General features: G+C 58.5%; 20 protein-coding genes and 2 pseudogenes. 13 read left to right on the top strand and 9 right to left on the bottom strand.

All coding sequences use genetic code 11. The features are described 5' to 3' along the window. Positions 1–82 precede the first annotated feature (82 nt). From ICA15_RS23475 to ICA15_RS23460, 4 genes are read left to right on the top strand one after another with little or no spacing between them, the layout of a single operon-like run. Entirely contained in the window at positions 83–1,270 is a 1,188-nt protein-coding gene (locus tag ICA15_RS23475) for an ABC transporter substrate-binding protein (RefSeq protein WP_210700007.1), read from the top strand. Positions 1,271–1,280: 10 nt separating this feature from the next. Then, the gene (locus ICA15_RS23470; protein ID WP_210554802.1) at positions 1,281–2,150 is read left to right on the top strand and encodes a branched-chain amino acid ABC transporter permease; all 870 of its coding nucleotides are present in this window, start codon (positions 1,281–1,283) and stop codon (positions 2,148–2,150) included. Further along, the gene (locus tag ICA15_RS23465) at positions 2,147–4,639 is read left to right on the top strand and encodes a branched-chain amino acid ABC transporter ATP-binding protein/permease (RefSeq protein ID WP_210554801.1); all 2,493 of its coding nucleotides are present in this window, start codon (positions 2,147–2,149) and stop codon (positions 4,637–4,639) included. Before ICA15_RS23470 ends, ICA15_RS23465 begins: the two co-directional genes overlap by 4 nt. Next, on the top strand, positions 4,636–5,862 hold the full coding sequence (locus ICA15_RS23460) for an amidohydrolase family protein (RefSeq protein WP_210554800.1): 1,227 nt from the start codon (positions 4,636–4,638) through the stop codon (positions 5,860–5,862). Before ICA15_RS23465 ends, ICA15_RS23460 begins: the two co-directional genes overlap by 4 nt. Positions 5,863–5,881: 19 nt before the next feature. Here the strand turns inward: ICA15_RS23460 and ICA15_RS23455 are convergent, their stop codons facing one another. Together ICA15_RS23455 and ICA15_RS23450 are read right to left on the bottom strand one after the other, a co-directional pair. Then, positions 5,882–6,574, bottom strand: a complete 693-nt coding sequence (locus tag ICA15_RS23455; RefSeq protein WP_210554799.1) for a GntR family transcriptional regulator — start codon at positions 6,572–6,574, stop codon at positions 5,882–5,884. Between the two features lie 114 nt (positions 6,575–6,688). Further along, complete coding sequence (locus ICA15_RS23450) at positions 6,689–8,260, bottom strand: gamma-glutamyltransferase family protein (protein ID WP_210554798.1); 1,572 nt, start codon at positions 8,258–8,260, stop codon at positions 6,689–6,691. Between the two features lie 145 nt (positions 8,261–8,405). On the opposite strand from ICA15_RS23450, the gene ICA15_RS23445 reads away from it, so the two are divergent. Further along, entirely contained in the window at positions 8,406–8,867 is a 462-nt protein-coding gene (locus tag ICA15_RS23445) for a PAS domain-containing protein (RefSeq protein ID WP_210554797.1), read from the top strand. A gap of 209 nt (positions 8,868–9,076) precedes the next feature. Here ICA15_RS23445 and ICA15_RS23440 read toward each other — a convergent pair whose 3' ends face one another. After that, on the bottom strand, positions 9,077–9,439 hold the full coding sequence (locus ICA15_RS23440; protein ID WP_150603525.1) for a response regulator: 363 nt from the start codon (positions 9,437–9,439) through the stop codon (positions 9,077–9,079). Positions 9,440–9,462: 23 nt separating this feature from the next. After that, positions 9,463–10,905, bottom strand: a complete 1,443-nt coding sequence (locus ICA15_RS23435; RefSeq protein WP_191626457.1) for an ATPase domain-containing protein — start codon at positions 10,903–10,905, stop codon at positions 9,463–9,465. 167 nt (positions 10,906–11,072) lie between these two features. Between ICA15_RS23435 and ICA15_RS23430 the strand changes: the two are divergent. Continuing rightward, positions 11,073–11,169, top strand: a pseudogene (locus tag ICA15_RS23430) (DUF190 domain-containing protein); the annotation flags it as partial. 10 nt (positions 11,170–11,179) lie between these two features. Here the strand turns inward: ICA15_RS23430 and ICA15_RS23425 are convergent. The 4 genes from ICA15_RS23425 to ICA15_RS23410 are packed head-to-tail and all read right to left on the bottom strand — an operon-like array spanning position 11,180 to position 15,053. Continuing rightward, on the bottom strand, positions 11,180–12,043 hold the full coding sequence (locus tag ICA15_RS23425) for a sensor domain-containing diguanylate cyclase (RefSeq protein ID WP_150603523.1): 864 nt from the start codon (positions 12,041–12,043) through the stop codon (positions 11,180–11,182). Positions 12,044–12,086: 43 nt separating this feature from the next. Continuing rightward, on the bottom strand, positions 12,087–13,151 hold the full coding sequence (locus tag ICA15_RS23420; protein WP_210554796.1) for a sensor histidine kinase: 1,065 nt from the start codon (positions 13,149–13,151) through the stop codon (positions 12,087–12,089). A 10-nt stretch (positions 13,152–13,161) separates the two neighbouring features. After that, positions 13,162–14,622 (bottom strand): ATPase domain-containing protein, encoded by a 1,461-nt coding sequence (locus ICA15_RS23415; RefSeq protein ID WP_150603521.1) that lies wholly within the window; start codon positions 14,620–14,622, stop codon positions 13,162–13,164. Further along, the gene (locus ICA15_RS23410; RefSeq protein WP_224450910.1) at positions 14,619–15,053 is read right to left on the bottom strand and encodes a hypothetical protein; all 435 of its coding nucleotides are present in this window, start codon (positions 15,051–15,053) and stop codon (positions 14,619–14,621) included. The genes ICA15_RS23415 and ICA15_RS23410 overlap by 4 nt, the downstream gene beginning before the upstream one ends. Positions 15,054–15,219: 166 nt before the next feature. Here ICA15_RS23410 and ICA15_RS23405 point away from each other — a divergent pair. Next, a pseudogene (locus tag ICA15_RS23405) lies at positions 15,220–15,387 on the top strand (DUF4113 domain-containing protein); the annotation flags it as partial. Here the strand turns inward: ICA15_RS23405 and ICA15_RS23400 are convergent. After that, a complete protein-coding gene (locus ICA15_RS23400) occupies positions 15,363–16,544 on the bottom strand; it encodes a XylR family transcriptional regulator (protein ID WP_210554795.1) in 1,182 nt (393 codons plus the stop codon). The pseudogene ICA15_RS23405 and the gene ICA15_RS23400 sit on opposite strands and share 25 nt — an antisense overlap. A 175-nt stretch (positions 16,545–16,719) precedes the next feature. On the opposite strand from ICA15_RS23400, the gene xylA reads away from it, so the two are divergent. The 6 genes from xylA to ICA15_RS23370 all read left to right on the top strand — a co-directional run bounded on the left by xylA (position 16,720) and on the right by ICA15_RS23370 (position 24,932). Next, on the top strand, positions 16,720–18,036 hold the full coding sequence (gene xylA, locus ICA15_RS23395; RefSeq protein WP_210554794.1) for a xylose isomerase: 1,317 nt from the start codon (positions 16,720–16,722) through the stop codon (positions 18,034–18,036). A 148-nt stretch (positions 18,037–18,184) separates the two neighbouring features. After that, positions 18,185–19,186, top strand: a complete 1,002-nt coding sequence (gene xylF, locus ICA15_RS23390) for a D-xylose ABC transporter substrate-binding protein (protein WP_210554793.1) — start codon at positions 18,185–18,187, stop codon at positions 19,184–19,186. Between the two features lie 150 nt (positions 19,187–19,336). Then, the gene (xylG, locus tag ICA15_RS23385; protein WP_210554792.1) at positions 19,337–20,893 is read left to right on the top strand and encodes a D-xylose ABC transporter ATP-binding protein; all 1,557 of its coding nucleotides are present in this window, start codon (positions 19,337–19,339) and stop codon (positions 20,891–20,893) included. After that, complete coding sequence (locus ICA15_RS23380) at positions 20,894–22,030, top strand: sugar ABC transporter permease (protein WP_210554791.1); 1,137 nt, start codon at positions 20,894–20,896, stop codon at positions 22,028–22,030. 333 nt (positions 22,031–22,363) lie between these two features. After that, on the top strand, positions 22,364–23,707 hold the full coding sequence (locus ICA15_RS23375) for an MFS transporter (RefSeq protein WP_342345746.1): 1,344 nt from the start codon (positions 22,364–22,366) through the stop codon (positions 23,705–23,707). 91 nt (positions 23,708–23,798) lie between these two features. Next, positions 23,799–24,932: an aminotransferase class V-fold PLP-dependent enzyme gene (locus ICA15_RS23370; RefSeq protein WP_210554789.1), complete on the top strand. Its 1,134-nt coding sequence runs from the start codon at positions 23,799–23,801 to the stop codon at positions 24,930–24,932. Positions 24,933–24,986: the final 54 nt, after the last annotated feature.

The raw sequence follows: 24,986 nt of genomic DNA, 5'->3' as shown, positions 1-24,986 counted from the left end.
CCCCCGCTTTATTGGGGCGGCTGACTGGCATCCTACTTGCTAGCAATAATTATGCAAATGCTAGCAATCAGGAGAATGATCAATGGCCTTCCCGCTTTTAAACCTGCAGCGTCTTGTGTTTCCCGTGGCTGCGGCAGTCACGCTCAATGTGGTTTTGTCTGGTGGTGCCCAAGCGGCCGAACCTCCGATCAAGGTTGGTCTTGTCGCTGCTCTGTCGGGGCAGTCGGCGAAATCCGGCGAGGCGCTGACTCGCGGCCTGACCATCGCCATCGATGAGGTAAACGCCAAGGGTGGCGTGCTCGGCCGGCCACTCGAGCTGGTGCGCCGCGACGACGAAAGTAATCCGTCCAAAGGCATGCTGGCGGCACGCGAGTTGGTTCAGCGCGAGAAAGTCACCGTGCTCTTCGGTGGGCTGGACACCCCGGTTTCCCTGGCCATCGTGCCTCTGGCCAATCAGCTGAAAGTGCCGTTCATGGGCATCTGGGCCGCCGGCACGAAAATCACCGAGAACGGTGCCGCGGATAACTATGTGTTCCGCGTCTCGGCCGTCGATGAACTGGTGGATGAAGCGCTGGTGAAATACGGCGCCGAGAAAGGGATGAAGAAGCCGGGGATGATCCTCATCAATAACCCGTGGGGTGAATCCAATGAAGCGGGTTTCAAGCGCGCCCTGGAGAAGCGCGGGCTGGCCAATGCCGGCGTCGAGCGGATCCAGGACAGCGACCTCGATGTGGTGCCACAGCTCACACGCCTCAAAAACGCCGGGGCCGACACCCTGCTGATGGTCGGCAACGTCGGCCCGTCAGCGCAAGTGGTCAAGTCTCTGGATCGTATGGGTTGGGACGTGCCGGTGGTGTCGCACTGGGGGCCGGCCGGTGGCCGCTTCGGTGAATTGGCCGGCCCGAACGCTTCGCGGGTGCATTTCATCCAGACCTACGTGTTCACAGAACACAACAGCGCCAAGGGCGACGCAGTATTCGCCGCTCTGAAAAAAACCTATCCGCAGATCAAAGGCCTGGCCGACGTCACGCCCGCCGTGGGTATTGCCAATGCTTACGACGCGCTGCACTTGAGTGCTCTGGCCATTGAAAAGGCAGGCAATACCGATGGTCCTGCCGTGCGCAACGGCTTCTATGCGATCGAGGGTTATGAGGGCCTGATCAAGCGCTACCAGCAGCCTTTTACAGCCAAAAAACATGACGCGCTGGGGCCGGACGACTATCTGTTCACTCATTTCGTCGACGACCAGATCGTTCCACTCAAGCCCTGAGGAGTTCGCCATGTTCACCGCTGCCATCGTCACCGGCCTTGGGCTAGGTAGTATGTACGCCCTGCTGGCGCTGGGTTTTCACCTGACCTATGTGGTTTCACGCACCGTCAACTTCGCTCAAGGCAGTGCCATGATGGTCGGCGCCGTGCTGGGCTACACCTTTTGCATTACCTGGGGATGGTCGATGTGGCTGGCACTGCCGGCCACGCTGATCCTCAATGCGCTCTATGGCCTGGTGATCGAGCGCTGGCTGGTGCGGCCGTTTCACAGTCGTGGCTCGCAGGCATGGCTGATGGCAACGGTGGCCGGCGGCATTCTGGTAGATAACCTGGCGTTGTTTACCTTCGGCAAGGAGCCTCGGCAATTCACCAGCAGTCTGCTCAACGTCAATGTTGAACTGGCAGGCGCCAGTGTTGGCGCACTGCAACTGTTGATCCCGGTGGCCGGCGCAACCATCGCGCTCGCGCTATTTCTGGTGCGGCGCTACACCCGGCTGGGCAAGGTGCTGGAAGCCTGCGTGCAAAATCCACGTGCGGCGATGCTGATGGGCATCAACGTCAATCGGGTGGTTGCCATCGCGTTTGCCATCTCAACCGTCTTCGCGGCCCTGGCGGGTCTGCTGATTGCGCCCCTGTTCAGCGTCAATGCCGAGATGGGTCTGCTGTTCGGCCTCAAGGCGTTCGCCGTGGCGATCCTTGGCGGAATTACCAGCGCCGGCGGGGTGTTTGCCGCCGGGTTGTTGTTCGGTCTCTCGGAGGCGCTGATCACCCTGTATTTCGGCTCGGCCTTCACGCAGATATTGACCTTCGCCCTGGTGATTCTGGCGTTGGCGATCCGTCCAAACGGCCTGTTCGGCAGTCAGGCACTGGTGAAAGTATGAATGACTTCAAAACTCTGCTCGGCCCGGTGTTCATCGCGTTGCTGGCGCTGCTCTGCGTTGGCCTGGCGTTCACGCTAGACAGCTATTCCCTGTTGGTCTTCACCCTCTGCGCGCTGGCGGCAGTGGTCGGTGTAGGGCTCAATATATTGATTGGCCTCAGTGGCCAGATTTCCTTTGGCCATATCGCGTTTTATGCCATTGGCGCGTATGTTTCGGCACTGCTGACCATCGCGGGCTGGCCGCTGTGGCTGGCGATGCCGGTGACAGCTGTCGTCACTGGCCTGATCGGTGCGTTGCTGGCGATTCCTGCGTTGCGCGTCAGCGGCCCGTATCTGGCGATGATCACCATCGCGTTTGCCTTCATCGTCCATCACGGCCTGATCGAATGGCGTGACGTTACCGGTGGTTCCAACGGGTTGATGGGCATTCCGTTGCCTGAGTTTGCCGGTCTCGACCCGGCCATCCTGTTGGCACTGATTGCCGCAGCCTTGATGATCGGCGCCCTCGCCTTTTATCAGCGTCTGCGCCACAGCGGCTTTGGCAAAGCCATGCGCGCCGTCAAGGCAGCGGAGATCGCCGCCCGCTCGCTGGGGTTCAATCCGGTTCTGAGCAAGACCTTGGCCTTCGCCTTGTCGGCGGCGCTGACCGGTCTGGCGGGTGCTGTGCTGGCTCCACTGTTGATGTTTATCAACCCCGAATCCTTTCCGTTTTCGCAGTCGATCCTGTTCGTACTGGCCGTCATTGTCGGTGGCAGCGGGACGTTGTTCGGCCCGTTACTGGGTGCGCTGCTGATTGTGCTGGTGCCGGAGTTGCTCTCGGATTTCGCCGAATATCGTCTGTTAATTTTCTCTGCCCTGCTCCTGATAGTGCTGTGGATCGCACCCAACGGCCTATTGGGCGCTCTCGCTCGGCGCTGGATCAAACCCACGCACCTGGTGCCACCCAACACGATCAATCAAGCGAGGCTGGCCGCGCATCTGCAAAGTCGTGGGCGCTCGAGCGGTTTACGCGTCACCGACATCGGCATTCGCTTCGGCGGCGTCCAGGCCGCGCAGCACGTAAGTCTGCACGCCCCCGCCGCCAGCATCACCAGCATTATCGGGCCCAACGGTGCAGGCAAAACCACGGTGCTGAACATGATCAGCGGCTTCTACGCGCCTGACAGTGGCCAGATCGAACTGCAAGCGGCCCTGGCCGGCTTGCCCGCCTGGAAAACGGCTCGCGCCGGGATTGCCCGCACTTACCAGACCACTCAGTTATTCGGCGATATGTCGGTACTCGACAATCTGCTGGTGGCCATGCAGAAAGGCCGCCTCGGATCACCGTTCAGGCTGTGCAGTGCCGAGCAACGCGACCTCGCCCTGGATCTGCTGGCATTGGTCGGCTATCGCGGCGCGGTCAACATCGCAGCCGAGGATTTGCCCCACGTGGACCGTCGTCTGGTGGAGATTGCCCGGGCATTGGCGACCGCCCCCGCGGTGCTGCTGCTCGACGAACCCGCCGCTGGCCTGAGCCGACGCGACACCGATGAACTGGCGGTACTGCTGCGCAAACTGGCGGATTTCGGCTTGACGATCATTCTGGTCGAGCACGACATGGCGTTGGTGATGTCGGTGTCGGAACGCCTGCTGGTGCTGGACGCGGGCAAGCCGATCGCCTTCGGTACACCGGCCGAAATTCGTCAGAACAAACAAGTCATAGCCGCCTATCTGGGTGGGACCGACTATCAGGCGACGCCACGTGAACAGACTTGGAATGGCAGTCGCGACGCGCGGTTATACGTCAAGGATCTGGTGATCGATTACGGCGCTGCGCCGGTGGTCAACAAGGTCAACCTCGTGGTCAATCCCGGTGAGATGGTGGCGATCCTGGGTGCCAACGGCGCGGGTAAATCGAGCATCCTGCAGTGCCTGGCCGGGCTGCATCGGGCCGCCAGCGGCAGCATCCTGCTGGACGACGAAAACATCGAGATGGCCAGCGCCAGTGGCATCGCCGGCAAGGGCTTGGCACTGGTTCCGGAAGGTCGCCAGGTATTCCCCTACCTGACAGTGCGCGACAACCTGTTGCTGGGTGGCTATTCGCGACGCGAAGCGTTCGATGCCGGTGCCGAAATCGAGGCGATCCTGCGGCGCTTCCCGCGCTTGCGCGACCGCATCGACAGCCCGGCGGGCCTGCTGTCCGGTGGCGAACAGCAAATGGTTGCCGTGGGTCGCGGCTTGATGGCCAAACCCAAAATACTGCTGCTCGACGAACCGTCGCTGGGCCTCTCCCCGGCGATGATCGGCGAGCTGTACGACGCCTTGGCAGCCTTGCGTGACGATGGTGTGACCTTGTTGTTGGTGGACCAAATGGCCAACCTTGCCTTGCAAGTCGCCGATCGGGCGTACGTGCTGGAAACCGGCTGCATCGTCAAGTCCGGCAGCGCCGCGCAGTTGCGCGGCGACAATGAACTCGCTGCCGCGTATCTGGGTGAAGGAGTCAGCGCATGAGTGCCCTGAAAATCATTAATGCGCGCATCGGCGAAAAGACCTCTGCGAGCGCGGTGTTGTATATCGAGAATGGCTATTTCGTCCCGGCCTTCAACCCAGCCACAACCGCATGGGAAACCCTCGACCTGCAAGGTCACCTGATACTGCCAGGGCTGATCGAGACCCATATCCATCTGGACAAGGCGTGCATCATGCAGCGCTGCCATTTGCAGCAAGGCACGCTGGCCGAGGCGATTGTCCAGACACGGGCGGCTAAAGCCGAATTCACCGAGCAAGACATCTATCTGCGCGGTGCACAGGTGCTGGACAAGGCAATCCTGCAGGGCACCACCTTCATGCGCACCCACGTCGAACTTGACCCGCAAATAGGGCTCATCGGCTTCAATGCGATCCGACGCCTGCAGACCGATTACGCCTGGGCGATCACGCTGCAAATCTGTGTATTTCCTCAAGAAGGGCTACTCAACAACCCCGGCACCGAAGCCCTGCTCTGCCAGGCGCTGGAGAGCGACGCCACGGTGCTTGGCGGCTGCCCCTACATGGACACTGATCCTCTCGGGCAGATTCAGCGCCTGTTTGAACTGGCCGTGGCTTACGATTGTGATCTGGACTTGCACCTGGATTTCGATCTGAATCCTGAAGGCATGACCGTGATGGAAGTGGCTCGCTGTACACAACTGCATAATTGGGGCGGTCGAGTGACCATCGGCCATGTCACCAAACTGTCGACGTTGCCCCGTGAACATCTGATGGAGTTGGGCCGGCAGTTGGCGGACGTTGGCGTGCAGGTCACTTGCCTGCCCAGCACCGATCTGTTCCTGATGGGGCGCGATGCCTTTCATAACAAACCACGCGGTCTTGCACCCTTGGCTCAGTTGCACGCCTGCGGGGTGACCTGCTCGATCTCGACCAACAACATCGGCAACCCGTTCACGCCCTATGGCGACGCCTCGCTGATTCGCCAGGCCAACCTGTTCGCCAACGTCAGTCAGATGGGTACTGTGCCGGAGTTGCTGCAATGCCTAGGATGGGTGTCCAGCGAATCGGCGCGCCTGCTACGCCTGACGGATTACGGCCTGCTACCTGGTTGCCGTGCAGATTTCATCGTCTTCGACGCGCCTTCACCGTCTGCAGTGATCGCTGAGATCAGCGCGCCGTTAATGGGCTACAAGGCTGGACGTCCAACGTTCAGCAGGCCAGCAGGGGTAATACTCAAGCCCTAGCGTGGCTTGCGGCAATATTTCAGTCGCTTAACGCCTGCTTGAGGTTGAACTCTTCAGGCGCTGATTCTTCCAGAGCCAGTTGCCCTTCCAGCTCGTCCAGGTGTTCGATCATGACCTTGACTGCCTTGGCGTTATCGCCCGCTTCCAGCGCCGTAATGATTTCCTGGTGTTCATCGGACGCACAGGACGGCACGTCGTTACGCTGATACAACGCGACGATTAACGAACTGCGCACCATCAGGTTGGCGAGGATATCGCTGAGCACGGTATTGCCGCTGAGCTCGCCCAGCATCAAGTGAAACTCACTCAGTTCCCTGACGATGGCGCGGCGGTCGGTGTCGTTGGTGGCCTTGCGTTCGTTGTCCATGTGGCTGGCCACGCGCTGACGCTGTTTACGCATGACCGCCGGGGTGATCGCTTCGACAATGGCCCGCTCGATGGCCCGCCGCGCGCTGAAGATATCCCTGGCCTCGCGTGCGGTTGGCTGGGCGACCATGGCGCCGCGGTTGGCTTCGATGGTCACGACTTTTTGCATGGCCAGGCGCTGCAATGCGACTTGCACATGATTGCGGTTGGCTTGCAGCGTTTCGACAATCTGCGCTTCGATCAATCGCGTGCCAGGTGGCAGGCGATGCTGGGCGATGGCCTTGTACAACGCGTCGACGATGCGCTGGACCTCAAGCTGTTTGGCGGTGACTGTGGTCAAGCCCATCCTTTCCTCTTTTTCCAAAAGGCCTCATGCCGTCACGCAAAACTGCTGGCGGCAAGCAATGGGCGGCATTATCCGCCAGCCGCCCCGGCGGCGGCAAACCTTGTGACGGGCAGCTCAGCTCGATTGACCCAGGCTGACGCCCTCCCCCCGGGGATCGTGCATGGCGCTGCGTTGATCATCGACGTCAATCGCGATTATCCCGGCGTGGCCGGTCATGGCGCTAAGTGCCGGAATCACTTCCACTTCGTGGCCCAGTGCGGCAAGGCCGGTGATCGTCGACTCGTGCATATCGAATTCCAGCTTGAGGTTATCGGTGCTGTCGAAAAAGCTGCGGCCGAGCAGAAAGCGTGGGGTCTGCAGGGCAAGGTCAATGGGTTGCTGATAGTCGATCAACTGCGTCGCCAGGACCATTTGCGTCTGTGGCTGGCCATCGCCGCCTTGCGTACCGAAAAACCAGCGACGGCCGTCGTCCGCCAAGTAGCAGGAAGGGTTCAGTGTATGTGCCGGCCGCTTGCCCGGCGCCCAGCCGTTGACATGGCCCGCATTGCCATTGAACCCGGCGGCACGGTTCTGCCACAACACGCCGGTATCGCCCATTACGCAGCCGGAGCCGAAATCATGAAACAGGCTCTGGATCAGGCATGCAGTACGCCCTTGCTCATCGGTTGCGGCCATCCAGACCGTGTCGGCGGGACGACCAGGTTCGTTCCAGGGTGCCGCACGCTGATCATCAATGGCATCCGCATAGGCTTGAATCTTTGCCGCCTGCAGGCTCAAGGTGAAATCCCGGTCAGACGTCAGCGGATCGCACAATTGCGCATTGCGGCGCAGCAGACTTTGTTTGATCGCTTCAACCAGGTAGTGATAGTAGAGCGCACTGCCATTGCCAACGTCGGCCAACGGCTTGTGCTGCAGTGCGGCCATGGCTTGCAAGGTGTAGAGGCCCTGACAAGGCGGCGCGACGTTGTACAGCGTGCCCTGACGATAGCGCACGGAAATCGGCGCAGCTTCAAGGGCTCGGGTCTGAGCCAGGTCGGCGGCCGTCAAGCCGCAACCCAAGCGGTCAAATGCTGCGCCGAAGGCTTGCGCGAGCTCGCCGTGATAGAAGTCTTCAACACCGTGCCGCCCAAGATGGCGCAGGGTATTGGCCAGTTCTGGCTGACGCAGAATGTCGCCTTCGTGCAACCAGCGGCCCTCGGTCTTGCACAGGTGATGGAGATCCGGCAGTTGCTCGATCAGCGGCTGACGCAGGGTCTGCCAGAACAATTGCGATTGTGAGACGGGCGTGCCCTGCCCGGCCATGAATGCCGCGTCCTCCAGCAGATCGGCCCAACCCAGTTTCGAGCCCCATTCATGGCGACTGATAGTGGCCGCTGTCTGCCAACTGGCCAGAGCTCCCGCTGTCGTGGCGACCGACGCGGGGCCGCGCAGGCTGATCTTGCCGGCCTCTGGCAAGCGCTGCCCGGCCTGCCCGATCCCTACAATGGTGCGTACCCGACGATCATGGATCATCCACAGCGCATCGCCGCCCAGCCCGGTCATGTGCGGAAAAACCGCTGCAAGCATGGCGCTGGCCGACAACATCGCGTCGATCGCGGTGCCTCCCGCTTCGAGAACGCGCATGCCGGCAGCACTCGCTTCAGCATGAGGTGTACAGATAACCGCCTGACGCGACGTGGCAATCATGATTAAAGGCCCTCCCTATTTTTGCTAGCTATAACGCAACTTATCGTTAGCAACGCAATAAATATGCCGATTCAGCCAGCCACCTCTAAACGTCAGATCGGAAAGGTTGGTATAGACTTCCGTGAAAGTCACAGGGACTCTGAAAATGATCGATGCACAATTGCTGAAACTGATGATCGAGACATCCAACGATGGCATCGTCGTGGCAGAGCAGGAAGGCGATGAGAACGTTCTTATTTACGCCAACCAGGCCTTCCAGCGCCTGACGGGCTACAGCACTGAGGACACCTTGTATCAGGATTGCCGGTTCCTGCAGGGCGATGACCGGGACCAACCAGGCATTGTGGCTATCCGCGAGGCATTAAAGAATTTTCAGCCTTGCCGGCAAATCATTCGAAACTATCGCCAAGACGGCAGTGCTTTCTGGAATGAGCTGTCGATTACCCCAGTGTTCAACGACGCGGATCAACTCACCTATTACATCGGCATCCAGAAGGACGTTACTGTCCAGGTCGAGACTAGCGAGCGTGTCCGCCAGTTGGAGGCTGAAGTCGAGAATCTGAAAGCCCAGTTGGCTGAGTTACAACGAAAAACTTCATCGATTTAAAGAGCCATAGAAAACGGCAAAAACAAGTCCGTTCATCTACGGCCAAAAGTCACTTTGTAACCGATAACCTCGGTAGCCGCCCACCCGAAGGCAGCCAGGCTTGAGACTTATGAAGGTATGAAGGTCTGAACCGAGCTGGCCATCTAAGCCTGCTCCATATGGAGATCGCAGTCGATCTGCCCATCAAATACGCCTTGCGAGACAGTTGACTAATCAGCAGCCAAGAGCTTTTTAACTTCGGCGATGATCAAGTCGATATCGAATGGTTTTGCCAGTACGGCATCAAACAAATCCGATCTCTGCATACCGATATGTGCTTGAGCACCGCTCATCAAGATGATCGGCAATTGACTAGCTGAAGGGAGAGCTCGAACGGCTGTGGCGAATTCCAGGCCGTCCATGACAGGCATCATGAAGTCGGTAATGATCAAGGCAGGTCGTTCTCTATCCAGTACCTCCAGCCCTTTTCGACCATTGCTGGCCGTCACCACCATGAACCCCTCATCCTCTAGCGCAAAGCTGAGAATGTCAGCGATCAAATACTCGTCGTCGACGACCAGGATGGTGGACATGTTAATTCAACCCACTCAAAAGCTTAAGAAATTGAACCGGGCGATGACTCAGCGGGAACTGATGGTTCACGTCTTGAAGCCTTTTCCAGGAAAACATCTTGATCACGGATCACGACCACAAACCGCGAAGGATCGTAGGAGCTGTCTCGTATTTTAAGAATGGAAAGCGTCCTGCTAAGTTCAGAATGATTCTCAGAGAACCGCATGAGCATCAGATTGTCGACGATACTGGACAGGTCAGAGTTCGGTGCGCTGACCTCGGAGCCAAAAAGATCGCGCATTTCCCAAGAGGCAAATACTGTAACGCCCCTGGATCGCAGCTCGTTCATCAGTGCACTGAAGAAGTCTGTAATCCGCGCCGGATTTGTCGAGACTCGCGTCATACCGCTCAGGCTATCGATAAACAGGCGCTTGATGCCCTTTTCTTCAACGAGATTCAGTAGTCGTGCGCCCAACCCATCCAGAAGGCCCTCTGTGGTGGGTTGCCAAGCAATGGTCAATGCGCCGCTGTCTTCCATGCTTTTTATATCGATGCCCAGTGATTGGCCCTTGAGTCGCAACCGTTGTGGGCTCTCGTAGAAGCCGAAATGCAGGCCCGGCGCTTCCACGGTCGACTCGGCCAGGAATTTGAGGCCCAGCGTCGTTTTACCAATCCCGGAGGGTCCTATGACCAGAGACACACTGGAACTGTGCAGGCCTCCGCCCAATATAGGGTCCAGTGATTCAATGCCACTGGCGATACGCGTCATGTCGGCGCTGTCGGGAGAGGACGGATGGCTGTAGAGACTTTCGAGCCGTGGATAAACAACCAAGCCATTGTCGGTAATTTCACACTCGTGAAGACCGGTCATTGCTCCGCTGCCGCGAGTTTTACGCAGCTGAATTCGACGTACCGAACGAGTGCCATACAACTCTTCGCCCATCTCAATCACACCATCAACCATCGTGTGCTCAGGACTGCCATCGTCAAGGCGAGAACTGGTTAGAAACAGCACCGTGCAACCAGCGAACGCGGCGTGCCCTTGCAACTCAGAGATGAATTTCTTGGTGTCGATATGGGAATCAGCTTTTGAACGCGCATTTAGCAAACCGTCCACCACCATAACGGTGGCTTTCTGACGGCTTATCTCACGCCGAAGCAGCTTCACTACTTCATCCAAACCTTCGTTTTCCAAAGTATCGAATGCGCTGACAAACTGGATTTCAGCCCCGACTTTGGAAGAGTCGAAGAAGCTCAGAGTCGAAAGAAATTGAAAAAGGCGATCGTGTGACTCGGCCAGCAGCGTTGCGACTAGAACCCGCCCACCCTTTTGCGCGTGATGGAACCCAAGCTGGTTGGCCAAGATCGTTTTTCCAGACCCCGGGCGCCCTTGGATTATGTATGAAGAGCCCGCTACCAGCCCGCCCTTGAGCAGAGCGTCGAGCCCTTCGATTCCACTTTCGAGGCGTTTTAGCTTTTCCACAATGCGACCCTGATCTGAAAAACAGGCTGTTTAAGCCGAGTGGTGGAATGCTAACGCCATTTTCGCTCTGGGCCAATGCAGTAATCGGTGGCATGCGTTTACTTACAACAAGCTGGACGCCTGACTCGGGTTGATTGCCTGGAGCAACTTGAATCATCGGTAGGCGCTGCGAATGGATCGTCGATGTGGCTAAAGAGATGAAGTTACGCGGCGCCACGCTCTGCACTGGAGTTGAAGGGGGTTGGACATACCGGACAGCTACATTCAGAGCCCACGCTTAACTCTCCAAGGAGCGACACCTCTTCATTCGGTACATTTCACTATCCGAATGGGTGAGCAGTGTGTCGGCATCATTTCCGTGTTCGGGATAATAGGCAACGCCAATACTGCACAATGGCATCTTGAGTGTGCCGAACTCAGGGCCCAGTGGCTCAGCCATGACGTTGTGAATCTGCTCTAACTTTTTGGAAATCGTGTCCCTCGACTGGACGTCTGTAAGCAGCACCGTAAATTCATCGCCGCCAATGCGAGCCACGGTGTCTGTCTCACGCACACAGCTTTTTAGACGTTGGGCAACAATGCGCAGAACACTATCTCCGGCTGCGTGACCATGGACATCATTGATACTCTTGAAGTCATTTATATCCAAAAAAAGCAGAGCCAGCTCATTACCGTGGTGCTGCGCAGTCTGCAGTGCAGATATCAGTCGATCACTAAAGAGCGACCGATTGGTTAATTTCGTCAGCGGATCGTGATGAGCGAGGAAGCGTAACTCCTCCTCGGCTTTAGCTAAAGCTGTAACGTTTCTAGCGACCCCAATCCTGGCACCAACCTCCTCCGACCAGAATGCAGCCCACAGGATGTACACGACTGCCCCATCCTTGCGGATGTAACGGTTCCGGAAATCGAAATGAGGTTGACCATTCATGACCCGGGAAATCGAAGCTCGCGTCGCATCCAGATCTTCAGGATGCATATAGCTTGTGATAGTGGTGCCAATCAGCTCATCAGGGAGGTAGCCCAACAGGGCCTTACAGGCATCACTCACAAAAACAATGTGGTCGCTTTCATCAACCACAAAAACAGTATCCAGCATCAGGTGGATCAGTTTGGGGTAGAGCGCTTGAAGATCGATGGCCATAAGTCATGTGGGTCTGAGTCGTTGAGCGCGATCATATCCCGATTTATAGGGTGGAATGCGAGGAATCTTGGTGGAAGTGGGATCCGGGATTTAACAGCGGTATTTTCACTACGAATTCGCTTCCCTTACCTTCCCCCGCACTTGTACCGGACACTGTTCCACTATGGGCTTCAACCAACTCTCGCACCACCGTCAGACCAATGCCTAAACCTGCGCCATTGAAACCCACTGCATGATCATCCTGGACAAACGGCTCAAAGATAAAAGGCAGCGCTTTGGCTGAGATACCAATGCCGGAATCACGAATGCGAATTTCCAGCAGATTGTCTTCAACGGAAACGGCAAGTGTGACAGTGCCGCCGGTCGGCGTGTACTTGGCTGCGTTACCCAGCAAATTATCAATAATCTGCGTCAGCCTTACAGGATCGCCGTTCACCGCTAAACGAGATTCCAAGCGTTCTGAGCTGAAACTCAAGCCGTGAGCGAGCATGACCGGGGTATAGATTGCTATTGCGTCACTAATGATGTCAGCCATGTTAGTAACCTGGAAGTTCAGGCGAAATTTACCGGTGGAAGCACGAGCAATGTCGAGCAAATCTTCCACCAGTCGGGACATCCGCTGTACCTGGCCTTCAATCAATAGCTGCATGCGTGGCAACTCTTCGCGAGGAATTCGCACCAGCCGGCCAGCAATCATGCTGATAGGCGTCAGTGGATTTCGCAGCTCGTGGGCCACTATAGAAAGAATATTGCGCTGCTGCTCCAATGCCTGTTCAGCTGCAATTTGTAAGTCTTGGGCGCTAAGCGCTGCGATAACCAATCGCTCGTTGGCTTCGCGCATTTCCAAGTACAGATGCTGTTCTGCCTGAGCGTTTTTCTGATCTTCAACATCCGACTGCGCCGATAAAATCGCCAGCACCAACTGCTGATTGGCCTCAATGAGTTGCTCGACTTGCAAGGTATCAACAAGCTGGCTGTTAGCTTCGCTGAGTTCCTTGTGCAGCGCCGCGAGTGCCGCACGAGCCGCGACCGTTTTCCGGCCCAGTAGGAACAGCTCGCGTGCAGCAGTGGCTAAAGCCTGTTCATTCTTGCCGCTGGCCTCACTCATCATTCTTCGCTCATCTATCGACCTTGCTCAAAACCTGCCTTGTCGGTCGCCCACCGAGCAAACCTTCTTGCTCCGGCAACATGTCACCGATGTGTAGGCCACTATCATCAATGAAGTACTGACGTAACTCATCAGAGTGCGCACTGGCGCGAACCTTGACCACGGCCATGATGCGCAGCAACCGGCTCTCCACCTCAATATAGCGCTGGACGATGATCGCATCCGTCAGAAACGCCGTGCCGTAAGGGCTGAAACGCAAGTCGGTGTAACGGTCTTCCAGCTCCGAGGTCATCAATACACTGACCCCGGAATTGGTCAGCGCCGTGACCATGCGCGACAGCGACTCGCGAAAGTCCTCGCGAAAGGTCGGCGCCACCGCCAGTTCGAAGCCCGACAGCGAGTCGATGACCACGCGAGTGGCTTTCAGCCGGGTGATCTCGCCGAGCAACAGCTGGACAATTTCGTCAATCGAAAGATCGGGAGCGCGACTATCCACCAGACCGACCTGCCCGCTCGCAATCAAACCCGATAGGGTCGCATTCTGCGAGTGATTGGGCCGTTGTTCGAATACTGCGATCACGCCGGTTTCGCCGTTGCGCGCGCCTTCGGCGAGGAAGGTCGCCGCGAGGATGCTTTTGCCTGACCCCGATGGCCCGGCCACCAGCAACGAATAGCCCCGAGGCAGGCCTCCCCCGAGCATCTCGTCGAGCCGCGCTACCCCCATGCCCAAGCGCTTGATCGGTGATTCCAGCGGCGTATCGAACGGGCTAGCTATTACGGGTGCAAAAACCTTGATCCCGGAAGTTGCGATGCGGAAGGTATGCAGGCCCGGCAACGTCGGTTGGCCGCGCATCTTCATGATTTCCAGCTTGCGTACCATGGAGTTGCGCTGAACGCTTTGTCGAAGCCAGATCAGGCCATCGGCCACGGTAAAAATCGGGTTGGTGTCGGTTTCAGTGAAATACTCGCCGATGAGGAACGTCGTCGCTTGCCAGGTCGTCATCAGCATGCCCAGTTGCTGAACGAACTGCGGAAGGTTGTTGTTGGGGTTGTCCTGAGTCTGGCTGGCCAGCACCACTGAGCGGAACGAATCGACAAACACCAGCGCCGGCGAATGCGCTTCGACTTCGCTGACGATGCGCCGCAGCACCTCGTCCAGATCCCCGGCCAGGGTATCGTCGGCCAGGTTGATGTAACGGATCGACTGGTTGATCGCTTCGCTGTCGAAAAAGTCGAATTGCTGCTGATAACGCAGCATCTTCAAGGGCGGTTCACCCAGGACGGTAAAGAACAGCGCCGGGCGTTCGGGCGTTGCCAGGGCAAACATCATCTGGTGGGCCAGCGTGGTCTTGCCGCAACCAGGAGGGCCGGCAATCAGATTGAACGAAAATTCCGGCAATCCTCCACCCAGCACCTCGTCCAGTCCAGGCACGCCGGTGGCCAGACGGTTGATAGTCACTTTGGTGCTCATGGCGAATTTTCCTGCGAGGGGGTGTCGCTCAAAGAAGGTTCCCACACGCCACGAAGCAAACTAGCGGTGAGCGAGGGCCCGATCAGTGTGGTCAGAAGCTCGTAGAAAGTAGTCAGCAACACTTCACCACAAAACAGTGCTTCGGTGTCCTGCTGCTCGACGAGTATGGATTTAAGGGCAATAAGATCCATCGCGGCCGGCAGACTGTCATAGGTGCCGGCGAGATGCGGATGAGCAGAAACACACAGATGTAAACTGCGCCGGTACAGGGCGACAACCCCTTGCTGGCCAATAATCGGCGTAAGGGCTGCGTCCATAGCCTGCAATTTCGCAACAATCGCCTCGGCGATGCTTGCAGTGTCAGCATTAAGACCGACACCCTGCGCCAGAGAAGCTACGATCCGGCGGCTCTCTTCGCTAAGCGTGGACATGGCTGACTGATATCTGATGAGCAGAGTCTGATGGTACACCCTCAAGCGAACTATTGAGTCCCCTGGACGCAACATTACAAATGCGACAGTGAGTGGTGGCGAAACAGGAATGCTGGGTGCACAGCTTGAATGACCGCTTTGAGTTCTGGAGCAGCCTCCCCAAGAGGGAGTCCTCCGGGTAGCTAGCGTGCCGGCGGAGCCTGGATGGGCGATGCGTCGCGAGCTGTTGAGCCAGACTTACACAACAAAGGTCAGTGAGCTTTGGACCAGCACAAAGGCCCGCCAACAAACTCGCACACAGCCCACTCATCAGCTCATCCCTGCCCCTTGCTGATACTCACGAGGCGTACACCCCAGCTCCCGTCGGAACACCGTGTGCAGATACTGCGCCGACTTGAAGCCACAACTGCGTGCGACGTCGGCAATCACCGAGTCGGTATTTTTCAGCCCGCTGGTGGCCGCCGCGAGTTTGAAACGCAGGATCTCGTCATGCACGCTGCAGCCTCGCTCAGCGCGGAAATGCGCTTCGAGTGACGAGCGCGATACGCCGACATAAGCCGCCACCTGCGCCGTTTTGATGCCTTGGCAAGCATATTGGCGGATGAACAGCAGCGCTTGCATGACGTACGGATTGCCCAAGGGTTGGTGCAAGCTCGACACCTGCACATTGACCGCATCGGGAGGAATCAGGATTTGTGTGCCGGTGGACGGCATGCCGTGCAGCATCTGGTGCAGCAGTTGCGCGGCGGTACGGCCCATGGTTTCGGTGCCCTGGATGACCGAGCTCAGCGGGACTCGGGTCAGGCTGCGGGTCAGCGGGTCGTTGTCGATGCCGATCAATGCCACCTGCTCCGGCACGGCGATGCCGGCGGTCAGGCAGGCTTGCAGCAACTGGCGCGCGCGGGCGTCGCTGACGGCGATGATGCCGATGGGCTTGGGCAGGCTTTGCAGCCAGGCGATCAGTTGTTCGACGGCGCTGTCCCACAACGGTGCACTGGTGCCCATGCCGCGATAGATTTCGCCGTGCAATCCATCGCGTTTCATCAGTTTGCGAAAGGCTTTTTCCCGCTCCTGAGCCCAGCGATTGGCCTGCGCTTCCGGCAGGCTGAAGCAGGCGAAACGCTGCAGTCCCGCCTCAATCAAATGGGTGTAGGCCAGCGTCATCAGCGCGTTGTTATCGGTGGCGACGTATGGAATCGCTTTCGGATAGGCGCGTTTGTCTTCGTACGAGCCCCCCACCGCTACCACCGGCAAATGGATATCGGCCAGCGCCTCGCCAATCAGCGGATCGTCGAAGTCGGCAATGATGCCGTCACCCTGCCAGCGCTCGATGCCTTTCAAGCGACAGAGAAAGTCCTCTTCAAGGAACAGATCCCATGAAGCCCGGGTGCTGCTCAGGTAGTTGCCGATGCCGCTGATGATGCCACGGTCGTAAATCTTGCTGCCGTTGAACAACAGGGCGATGCGGTGAACAGGCGGTACGGTTTTCATTGTTTTTATGCTTGTTCTGAGCCCCTTGTTCCGGAGGCGATGCAGACAGACTAGGCGTGTGGGCGACGAAGCTCAATACGCAAAATCGCACCCCGTGTTGGTGTTTTTCATAATCAGCGGGCACGGGGCCGTTGCTAGTATCGAGACACCGCCAAGAACAACAAGGACAAGGCCCATGCAGTATTTCCCCGATGTCGAGCCGATTCGCTACGAAGGTCCGGACAGCGAGTCTCCCCTCTCCTTTCGTCATTACGACGCCGACAAGGTCATCCTCGGCAAACCCATGCGCGAACACCTGCGCATGGCCGCCTGTTACTGGCACACGTTCGTCTGGCCGGGTTCCGATGTGTTCGGTGCAGGGACGTTCAAGCGCCCATGGCAACACGCCGGCGATCCGATGGAACTGGCCATTGGCAAGGCGGCAGCCGCCTTCGAATTCTTCACCAAACTGGGGATCGACTATTACTGCTTCCATGACACCGATGTCGCCCCGGAAGGCCAGTCTTTAAGGGAGTACCGCAACCACTTCGCGCAAATGGTTGATCACCTCGAGCAACACCAGGAAGCCAGCGGAATCAAGCTGCTGTGGGGCACCGCCAATTGCTTCAGCAATCCGCGTTTTGCTGCTGGCGCCGCGAGCAATCCGGATCCCGAAGTGTTCGCCTGCGCTGCCGCCCAGGTGTTCAGCGCCATGAACGCGACCCATCGCCTCAAAGGCGCCAACTACGTGTTGTGGGGCGGTCGCGAAGGCTACGAAACCCTGCTCAACACAGACCTCAAACGTGAACGCGAACAACTGGGCCGCTTGATGCGCATGGTGGTCGAGCACAAGCACAAGATCGGTTTCACTGGCGACCTGCTGATCGAACCCAAGCCGCAGGAGCCGACCAAGCACCAATACGATTACGACAGCGCCACCGTGTTCGGCTTCCTCCAGCAGTTCGGGCTGGAGCACGAAATCAAGGTCAACATCGAGGCCAACCACGCAACCCTGGCCGGCCATAGTTTTCATCACGAGATAGCGACGGCCGTCTCGCTGGGGATTTTCGGCAGCATCGATGCCAACCGCGGTGATCCGCAAAACGGCTGGGACACCGATCAATTCCCCAACAGCGTCGAAGAAATGACCTTGGCCACCTACGAAATCCTCAAGGCCGGCGGGTTCAAGAATGGCGGGTTCAACTTTGACTCCAAGGTTCGCCGGCAAAGCCTCGATCAGATCGACCTGTTTCATGGTCACGTCGGCGCCATGGATGTTCTTGCCCTGTCTCTGCAACGCGCAGCGGCCATGGTGCAGAACGACGAACTGCAACGGCTCAAGGATCAACGCTACGCCGGCTGGAAGCAGCCGTTCGGGCAGGCGGTGATGGCGGGTGACTTCAATCTTGAATCCTTGGCCGAGCACGCGTTCACCAACGAGTTGAACCCGCAAGCCGTCAGCGGCCGCCAGGAAATGCTCGAGAACGTCGTCAACCGGTTTATCTATCGCTGATCACCCACAGAGTCTGCGGGCGCGCCATGCGGTGACATTTCAACGACAAATCTGTGCCTGCGGCGCCTGCGGATTCTCTACAGTTTTACCAGCCCGATAATTCATCGTCAGGCCGTGTCTTTCCAACAACAATAAAAGGACGCCCCACATGAAGAACGTAAAACGCACGCTGTTGGCCACTGCCCTGGCGTTGCTGTCACTGCCGGTGATGGCAGACGCTACCCACCCGAAAATCGGCTTCTCCATTGATGACCTGCGCCTGGAACGCTGGTCGCGTGACCGTGACTATTTCGTCGCGGCGGCGGAAAAAATGGATGCCAAGGTCTTCGTGCAGTCGGCTGATGCCAACGAGCAAAAGCAGATTTCGCAAATCGAAAACCTCATTTCCCGGGGCGTCGATGTCATCGTCATCGTGCCGTTCAACGCCACGGTGCTGACCAATGCGGTGGCCGAAGCGAAGAAGGCCGGGATCAAGGTCGTGTCCTATGATCGCTTGATCCTCAATGCCGATATCGACGCCTACATCTCTTTCGATAACGAAAAGGTCGGCGAGATGCAGGCCAGCGGCGTGCTGCACGCGGCGCCCAAGGGCAATTACTTCCTGCTCGGCGGTGCGCCCACCGACAACAACGCCAAAGTGTTGCGTGAAGGCCAGATGAAAGTCCTGCAACCGGCCATCAACAAGGGTGATATCAAGATTGTCGGCCAACAGTGGGTGAAGGAATGGAACCCGACCGAAGCGCTGAGCATTGTTGAAAACGCCCTGACCCGCAACGACAACAAAATCGACGGCATCGTCGCCTCCAACGACGCCACGGCAGGCGGCGCCATCCAGGCCCTGGCCGCGCAGCAACTGGCGGGCAAAGTGCCGATTTCCGGGCAGGACGCCGACCTGGCAGCGGTCAAGCGAGTGATCGCCGGCACCCAAACCATGACCGTGTACAAGCCGCTGAAACTCATCGCCACCGAAGCGGCCAAGCTCTCGGTGCAACTGGCGCGCAACGAGAAACCCACCTACAGCTCGCAGTACGACAACGGCAGCAAAAAAGTCGACACCATCCTGCTCACGCCAACACCGTTGACCAAGGACAACATCGATTTGCTGGAACAGGACGGCTTCTACACCAAGGCGCAAATTGCCGGGAAGTGATCTCCGGTGCGAAAACCCTTGTGGGAGCGAGCTTGCTCGCGAAGACGGCAGCACATTCAGTATCGATGCCCGCTGAACCACCGCTTTCGCGAGCAGGCTCGCTCCCACAGGTTCAGTGGTGTGTGAGTCTTTGATATACGAGCCCTCTCCATGTCCGACTATTTGCTGCAAATGAACGGCATCGTCAAAACCTTCGGCGGTGTCAAAGCGCTCAACGGTATCGACATCAAGGTCAAACCGGGGGAATGCGTTGGCCTGTGCGGCGAGAATGGCGCCGGCAAGTCCACGCTGATGAAGATCCTTTCGGCGGTCTATCCCCATGGCACCTGGGACGGTGAAATCTTCTGGGACGGGCAACCGCTCACAGCGCAATCGATCAGCGAGACGGAAGCGGCCGGGATCGTCATCATTCACCAGGAACTGACGCTGGTGCCCGACCTGTCGGTGGCCGAAAACATTTTCATGGGCCATGAACTGACGCTGCCAGGCGGGCGGATGAATTACCCGGCGATGATTCACCGCGCCGAAGCTTTGATGCGCGAGCTGAAAGTCCCCGACATGAACGTAGCGCTGCCGGTATCGCAGTACGGCGGTGGCTATCAGCAACTGGTGGAAATCGCCAAAGCCCTGAACAAAAAGGCCCGCCTGCTGATCCTCGACGAACCTTCATCAGCCTTGAGCCGCTCGGAAATCGAGGTGTTGCTGGACATCATCCGCGACCTCAAAGCCAAGGGGGTTGCCTGCGTCTACATCTCGCACAAGCTCGATGAAGTGGCTGCCGTGTGCGACACCATTTCGGTGATCCGCGACGGCAAACACATCGCCACCACCGCCATGGCCGACATGGACATTCCACAGATCATTACTCAGATGGTCGGGCGGGAAATGAGCAACCTCTACCCCTGCGAGCCACACGACATTGGCGAGGTGATTTTCGAGGCCCGCCACATCACCTGCTACGACGTCGACAACCCCAAGCGCAAACGGGTCGACGATATCTCGTTCGTCCTCAAACGCGGCGAGATCCTCGGCATCGCCGGGCTGGTCGGCGCCGGCCGTACCGAACTGGTGACCGCGCTGTTCGGCGCCTACCCGGGTCGTCATGAGGGCGAAGTCTGGCTGGACGGTCACCCCATCGACACGCGTACACCGCTCAAATCGATTCGTGCCGGGCTCTGCCTGGTGCCGGAGGATCGCAAGCGCCAGGGGATCATTCCGGACCTGGGCGTCGGCCAGAACATCACCCTCGCCGTGCTGGACAACTACTCGAAACTCACCCGCATCGATGCCGAGGCCGAGCTGGGCAGCATCGATCATGAAATCGCCCGCCTGCACCTCAAGACCGCGAGCCCGTATCTGCCGATCACCAGCCTGTCGGGTGGCAATCAACAAAAAGCCGTCCTGGCGAAGATGCTACTCACCCAACCCCGAGTGCTGATTCTCGATGAGCCGACCCGAGGCGTGGACGTCGGTGCCAAATACGAAATCTACAAATTGATGGGCGCGCTGTCGGCCGCAGGCGTGTCGATCATCATGGTGTCGTCGGAGCTGGCCGAAGTGCTCGGCGTTTCCGACCGCGTGCTGGTGATCGGCGAAGGTCAGTTGCGTGGCGACTTCGTCAACCATGAACTCACCCAGGAGCAGGTGCTCGCCGCCGCCCTCAGCCAGCCTGGCAGCCATAACAATAATGATCGGAAATCCGCGTAAATGAATCAGGTCAAACAACTGTTCACCCGCTACAAAATGCTCGCGCTGGTGTTTGCCGTGGTGTTGATCTGGCTGTTCTTCAGCTGGCAGACCGAGGGCGGATTCCTCACCCCGCGCAACCTCTCCAATCTGCTGCGGCAAATGTCCATTACCGGAATTCTCGCCTGCGGCATGGTGCTGGTGATCATCAGCGGCGAGATCGATTTGTCGGTCGGCTCATTGCTGGGCCTGCTCGGTGGCCTCGCCGCCATTCTCGATGTGATTTACCACGTCCCGCTGCTGGCGAATCTGAGCCTGGTCGCCCTCTGTGGACTTTTGATCGGTCTGGCCAACGGATACATGGCGGCTTACTTGCGCATACCGTCCTTTATTGTCGGTCTGGGGGGCATGCTGGCGTTCCGCGGGATTCTGCTGGGGATTACCGGCGGCACGACCATCGCGCCGGTGTCGCCGGAACTCGTCTACATCGGTCAGGGTTACTTGCCCCACGCAATCGGCACCGGTCTGGGCGTTCTGCTGTTTGCGCTGACGGTGTTCCTGACCTGGAAACAACGGCGCAATCGCGCCCTTCACGGCCTGGCGGCGCATTCCTTGCTGCGAGACGTCATACGCGTGTTGGTAATCGGCGCCGTGCTGGCCGGTTTCGTCCAGACGCTCAACAGTTACGACGGCATTCCCGTGCCGGTCTTGCTGCTGCTTGTTTTGCTGGGCGCGTTCAGCTACGTCACCAGCCAGACCGTGTTCGGTCGGCGCGTCTATGCCGTCGGCAGCAATATGGAAGCGACGCGCCTTTCCGGTATCAATGTGCAGGCCGTGAAGCTGTGGATTTTCGGGATCATGGGCGTCATGTGCGCCCTCGCCGGCGTGGTCAATACCGCGCGCCTGGCCGCCGGTTCACCTTCGGCCGGCAGCATGGGTGAACTCGACGCCATCGCCGCCTGCTTCATCGGCGGCACCTCCATGCGCGGCGGTTCGGGGACGGTCTACGGCGCCCTCCTCGGCGCGCTGGTCATCACCAGTCTGGACAACGGCATGTCCATGCTCGACGTCGACAGCTATTGGCAGATGATCGTCAAGGGCAGCATTCTGGTGTTGGCCGTGTGGGTGGATGTGAGTACGCGCACCGGACGCCGTTGAGGCTCGGTGAATGGGGTCACGGGCATCGTTTTGCTGACGTATCGCAAGTCAGTCGTCAAGGCTGAGGTCAAAGCCTGGGTGTGAGGCTTTGGTGCATTTGTGCAGTGCAAAACGATGACCTGTCGTTATCCCTCAGCCCTGAGTGGCCTGCGTCCAACTGTCGCAGCAAACAGCCATTGGAAAATTCCGCACAAGCCTTAGAATCCGCGCGCTCTTGCAGTCGCCAGATTTGGCGCCCGAGGCATACCTGACGGGCTGACCCCACCTCGGACTCAACCGCCCTGCCCGATCGGCGGGCACTTACACCACAACACCCCCCGGCTTGGCAATCGCATGCGCAGAGGCGCACGTTGCGCTGTTCGATTTCTAGAGGTTTTTATGTCTCCGCGTTTGCTGGCCATGGCGCTGGCGCCCCTGCTCGGGCTGTTCATTGTTGCGCTGGGCAACGGTTTTCTGTCTTCGCTGACCACCCTTCGCCTCGACGCTGCCGGTGCCTCAACCACGATGATCGGTATCGTCTCCTCGGCCTACTTCATAGGGTTGACGCTGGGCGCGGTGTTCAATGACCGCTTGATTCTGCGCATCGGCCATATCCGCGCCTACGGCAGCTTTGCCTCGCTGATCGCAGTGACCATCCTGCTGCAGGGTTTGTTCTATGACACCTGGGGCTGGTTCGCGCTGCGTCTGATCAATGGCTGGGCCACGGTCGGCGTGTTTCTGGTGATCGAGAGCTGGCTGTTGCTGGCGGGTGACGCGAAGATTCGCGGGCGCTTGCTCGCGTTGTACATGATCGTCTTGTACGGTGCCGGCGTGCTGGGCCAGGCAACGCTGGGGAAAATTACCGGATTGAGCGACAGCGCACCGTTTATGGTCGCTGGCATGCTCGCCTCGTTGTCGGTGTTGCCGATCGTGATCCTGCCGCGCGTGTCGCCATTGCTCGATCAGGTCGAGCCACTCAAGCCTCGGCAATTGTTGGGCGTGACGCCGACCGGGTTGGTCGGTTGTTTTGGCTCGGGTATCACCATCGCAGCGATTTACACCTTGCTGCCGCTGTATCTGCAACGCAGCGGTCTGAATGTCGGTGAAGTCGGCAGCATGATGGCTTGGACGATCCTCGGTGCGATGCTTCTGCAATACCCGGTCGGGCGTTGGTCCGACCGCCAGGATCGTTTGCAGGTGCTGACGATTCTGACCGTGGCGTGCACCGTGTTATCGCTAGTGATCGTCCTGCTGCCGTTGTCCTCAAGCATGCTCGCGGTGATGTTGTTTCTGCTCGGTGGCGGCGTCTTCGCGCTTTACCCGGTTGCCGTCAGCCACGCCGCCGACCGCGCCCCTGCCGAAGCCTTGGTGCCGATGATTCAGGGCTTGCTGCTGATCAACTCACTGGGCTCGGCGATCAGCCCGATGATGATTTCGCCGGTGATGAATTCGTTCGGTGCCAATGGTTTGTTCTGGGTGTTTGCGCTGGTCAATCTGTGCATGGTCACCTTCTTCCTGTGGCGACGTGGCAAACGCCCGGTTCCGGCCAATCCAGCTCCGTTTGCAGCGGCAGCCACGTTCTCGCCGACAGGTGCGGAACTGCGGGTGACCGAAGATCTGCGTCAGGCCGTGCAGGAGCATCCGCCGATGGTTGATGCACTGAGCGGCGAGCCTTCGCCGCAATGTGAAGCACGCTAAACCTCATTTGCGTAATTGAATGAGCCCATTAGTGCCTTTTGCCTACACTCCTCGGCAATGATGTTTACCTCTTTGCCCAAGGAGTCACCTTATGTCGAAGCTCTATCCCAGTGTCGATCCCGAGGGGCTGGTCGAATACTCAGTGGTCTACACCGACCGCTCGCTGAACCACATGTCGCAGTCCTTTCAAGGGGTGATGAATAACATTTCCAGAACCCTGAAACAGGTCTACAACGCCGAGGCTGTTGCGGTGGTTCCGGGCAGCGGCACATTCGGCATGGAGGCGGTGGCCCGGCAGTTCGCTACCGGCCAGCAATGTCTGGTGATCCGCAACGGCTGGTTCAGCTATCGCTGGAGCCAGATCCTTGAGATGGGCAACATCCCGGCCGCCACCACGGTACTCAAAGCCCGGCCAGTCGAAACGGGTCACCAAGCGGCCTATGCCCCGCCACCTCTGGACGAAGTGCTGGCTGCCATTGCGACGCAGAAGCCGCAGATAGTCTTCGCGCCCCATGTTGAAACTTCATCCGGGATCCTCCTGCCCGACGAGTACTTGCGGGCAGTCGGCGACGCCGTGCATGCGGTGGGCGGCCTGTTCGTGCTGGACTGCATCGCTTCCGGCACGATTTGGGTGGATATGCACAAATGTGCCGTCGACCTGCTGATCAGCGCACCGCAGAAAGGCTGGAGCGCCTCCCCTTGCTGCGCCCTGGTGATGCTCAGTGCTCGGGCTCTGGAGCGCATTGAACAGACGCAAAGCAGCAGCTTTGCCTGCGACCTGAAAAAGTGGCTGCAGATCATGCAAGCCTACGAACAGGGCGGACATGCCTACCATGCGACCATGCCCAGCGATGCCCTCGCGCGGTTCAACGACGTGATGAAAGAGACGCAAGTCTACGGTTTCGACAAAGTTCGCGACGAGCAACAGACGCTGGGTGACCGGGTACGCACCCTGTTGACCGGCAAAGGTTTCAAAAGCGTGGCGGCTGTCGGCTTTCAGGCCCCTGGCGTTGTGGTGAGCTACACCGATGATGCCGACATCAAAAACGGCAGGAAATTTGCCGAGCACGGCCTGCAGATCGCTGCCGGCGTGCCGTTGCAATGCGACGAACCGGCCGACTTCCAGACATTTCGCATCGGCCTGTTCGGCCTCGAGAAGCTGCACAATATCGAGCGTACGATCAGTACGCTTGAGCAGGCACTGGATGAAGTGATGGTTGGCTAAGACCTGTTCGTGCCCGCAGGGCACGAAGTTATCGCATGCCAATATTCATGGTGG

The organism is Pseudomonas sp. P116, from assembly GCF_020149425.1.
Classification (GTDB): Bacteria; Pseudomonadota; Gammaproteobacteria; order Pseudomonadales; family Pseudomonadaceae; genus Aquipseudomonas; species Aquipseudomonas anatoliensis.
Note: the sequence above shows the minus strand (reverse complement) of the source record. Positions and strands in the feature narration are given on the sequence as shown.

What these genes read in the sequence shown, in the direction of transcription:
- ICA15_RS23440 (WP_150603525.1), bottom strand. Translation starts at nt 9,439, where the DNA reads ATGTCCACCATCCTGGTCGTCGACGACGAGTATTTGATCGCTGACATT.
- ICA15_RS23425 (WP_150603523.1), bottom strand. Translation starts at nt 12,043, where the DNA reads ATGGCCATCGATCTTCAAGCGCTCTACCCCAAACTGATCCACCTGATG.
- ICA15_RS23465 (WP_210554801.1), top strand. Translation starts at nt 2,147, where the DNA reads ATGAATGACTTCAAAACTCTGCTCGGCCCGGTGTTCATCGCGTTGCTG.
- ICA15_RS23470 (WP_210554802.1), top strand. Translation starts at nt 1,281, where the DNA reads ATGTTCACCGCTGCCATCGTCACCGGCCTTGGGCTAGGTAGTATGTAC.
- ICA15_RS23375 (WP_342345746.1), top strand. Translation starts at nt 22,364, where the DNA reads ATGCGCAGAGGCGCACGTTGCGCTGTTCGATTTCTAGAGGTTTTTATG.
- ICA15_RS23455 (WP_210554799.1), bottom strand. Translation starts at nt 6,574, where the DNA reads ATGGGCTTGACCACAGTCACCGCCAAACAGCTTGAGGTCCAGCGCATC.
- ICA15_RS23450 (WP_210554798.1), bottom strand. Translation starts at nt 8,260, where the DNA reads ATGATTGCCACGTCGCGTCAGGCGGTTATCTGTACACCTCATGCTGAA.
- ICA15_RS23475 (WP_210700007.1), top strand. Translation starts at nt 83, where the DNA reads ATGGCCTTCCCGCTTTTAAACCTGCAGCGTCTTGTGTTTCCCGTGGCT.
- ICA15_RS23380 (WP_210554791.1), top strand. Translation starts at nt 20,894, where the DNA reads ATGAATCAGGTCAAACAACTGTTCACCCGCTACAAAATGCTCGCGCTG.
- ICA15_RS23420 (WP_210554796.1), bottom strand. Translation starts at nt 13,151, where the DNA reads ATGAGTGAGGCCAGCGGCAAGAATGAACAGGCTTTAGCCACTGCTGCA.
- ICA15_RS23415 (WP_150603521.1), bottom strand. Translation starts at nt 14,622, where the DNA reads ATGAGCACCAAAGTGACTATCAACCGTCTGGCCACCGGCGTGCCTGGA.
- ICA15_RS23370 (WP_210554789.1), top strand. Translation starts at nt 23,799, where the DNA reads ATGTCGAAGCTCTATCCCAGTGTCGATCCCGAGGGGCTGGTCGAATAC.
- xylF (WP_210554793.1), top strand. Translation starts at nt 18,185, where the DNA reads ATGAAGAACGTAAAACGCACGCTGTTGGCCACTGCCCTGGCGTTGCTG.
- ICA15_RS23400 (WP_210554795.1), bottom strand. Translation starts at nt 16,544, where the DNA reads ATGAAAACCGTACCGCCTGTTCACCGCATCGCCCTGTTGTTCAACGGC.
- ICA15_RS23410 (WP_224450910.1), bottom strand. Translation starts at nt 15,053, where the DNA reads ATGTCCACGCTTAGCGAAGAGAGCCGCCGGATCGTAGCTTCTCTGGCG.
- ICA15_RS23445 (WP_210554797.1), top strand. Translation starts at nt 8,406, where the DNA reads ATGATCGATGCACAATTGCTGAAACTGATGATCGAGACATCCAACGAT.
- ICA15_RS23460 (WP_210554800.1), top strand. Translation starts at nt 4,636, where the DNA reads ATGAGTGCCCTGAAAATCATTAATGCGCGCATCGGCGAAAAGACCTCT.
- xylA (WP_210554794.1), top strand. Translation starts at nt 16,720, where the DNA reads ATGCAGTATTTCCCCGATGTCGAGCCGATTCGCTACGAAGGTCCGGAC.
- xylG (WP_210554792.1), top strand. Translation starts at nt 19,337, where the DNA reads ATGTCCGACTATTTGCTGCAAATGAACGGCATCGTCAAAACCTTCGGC.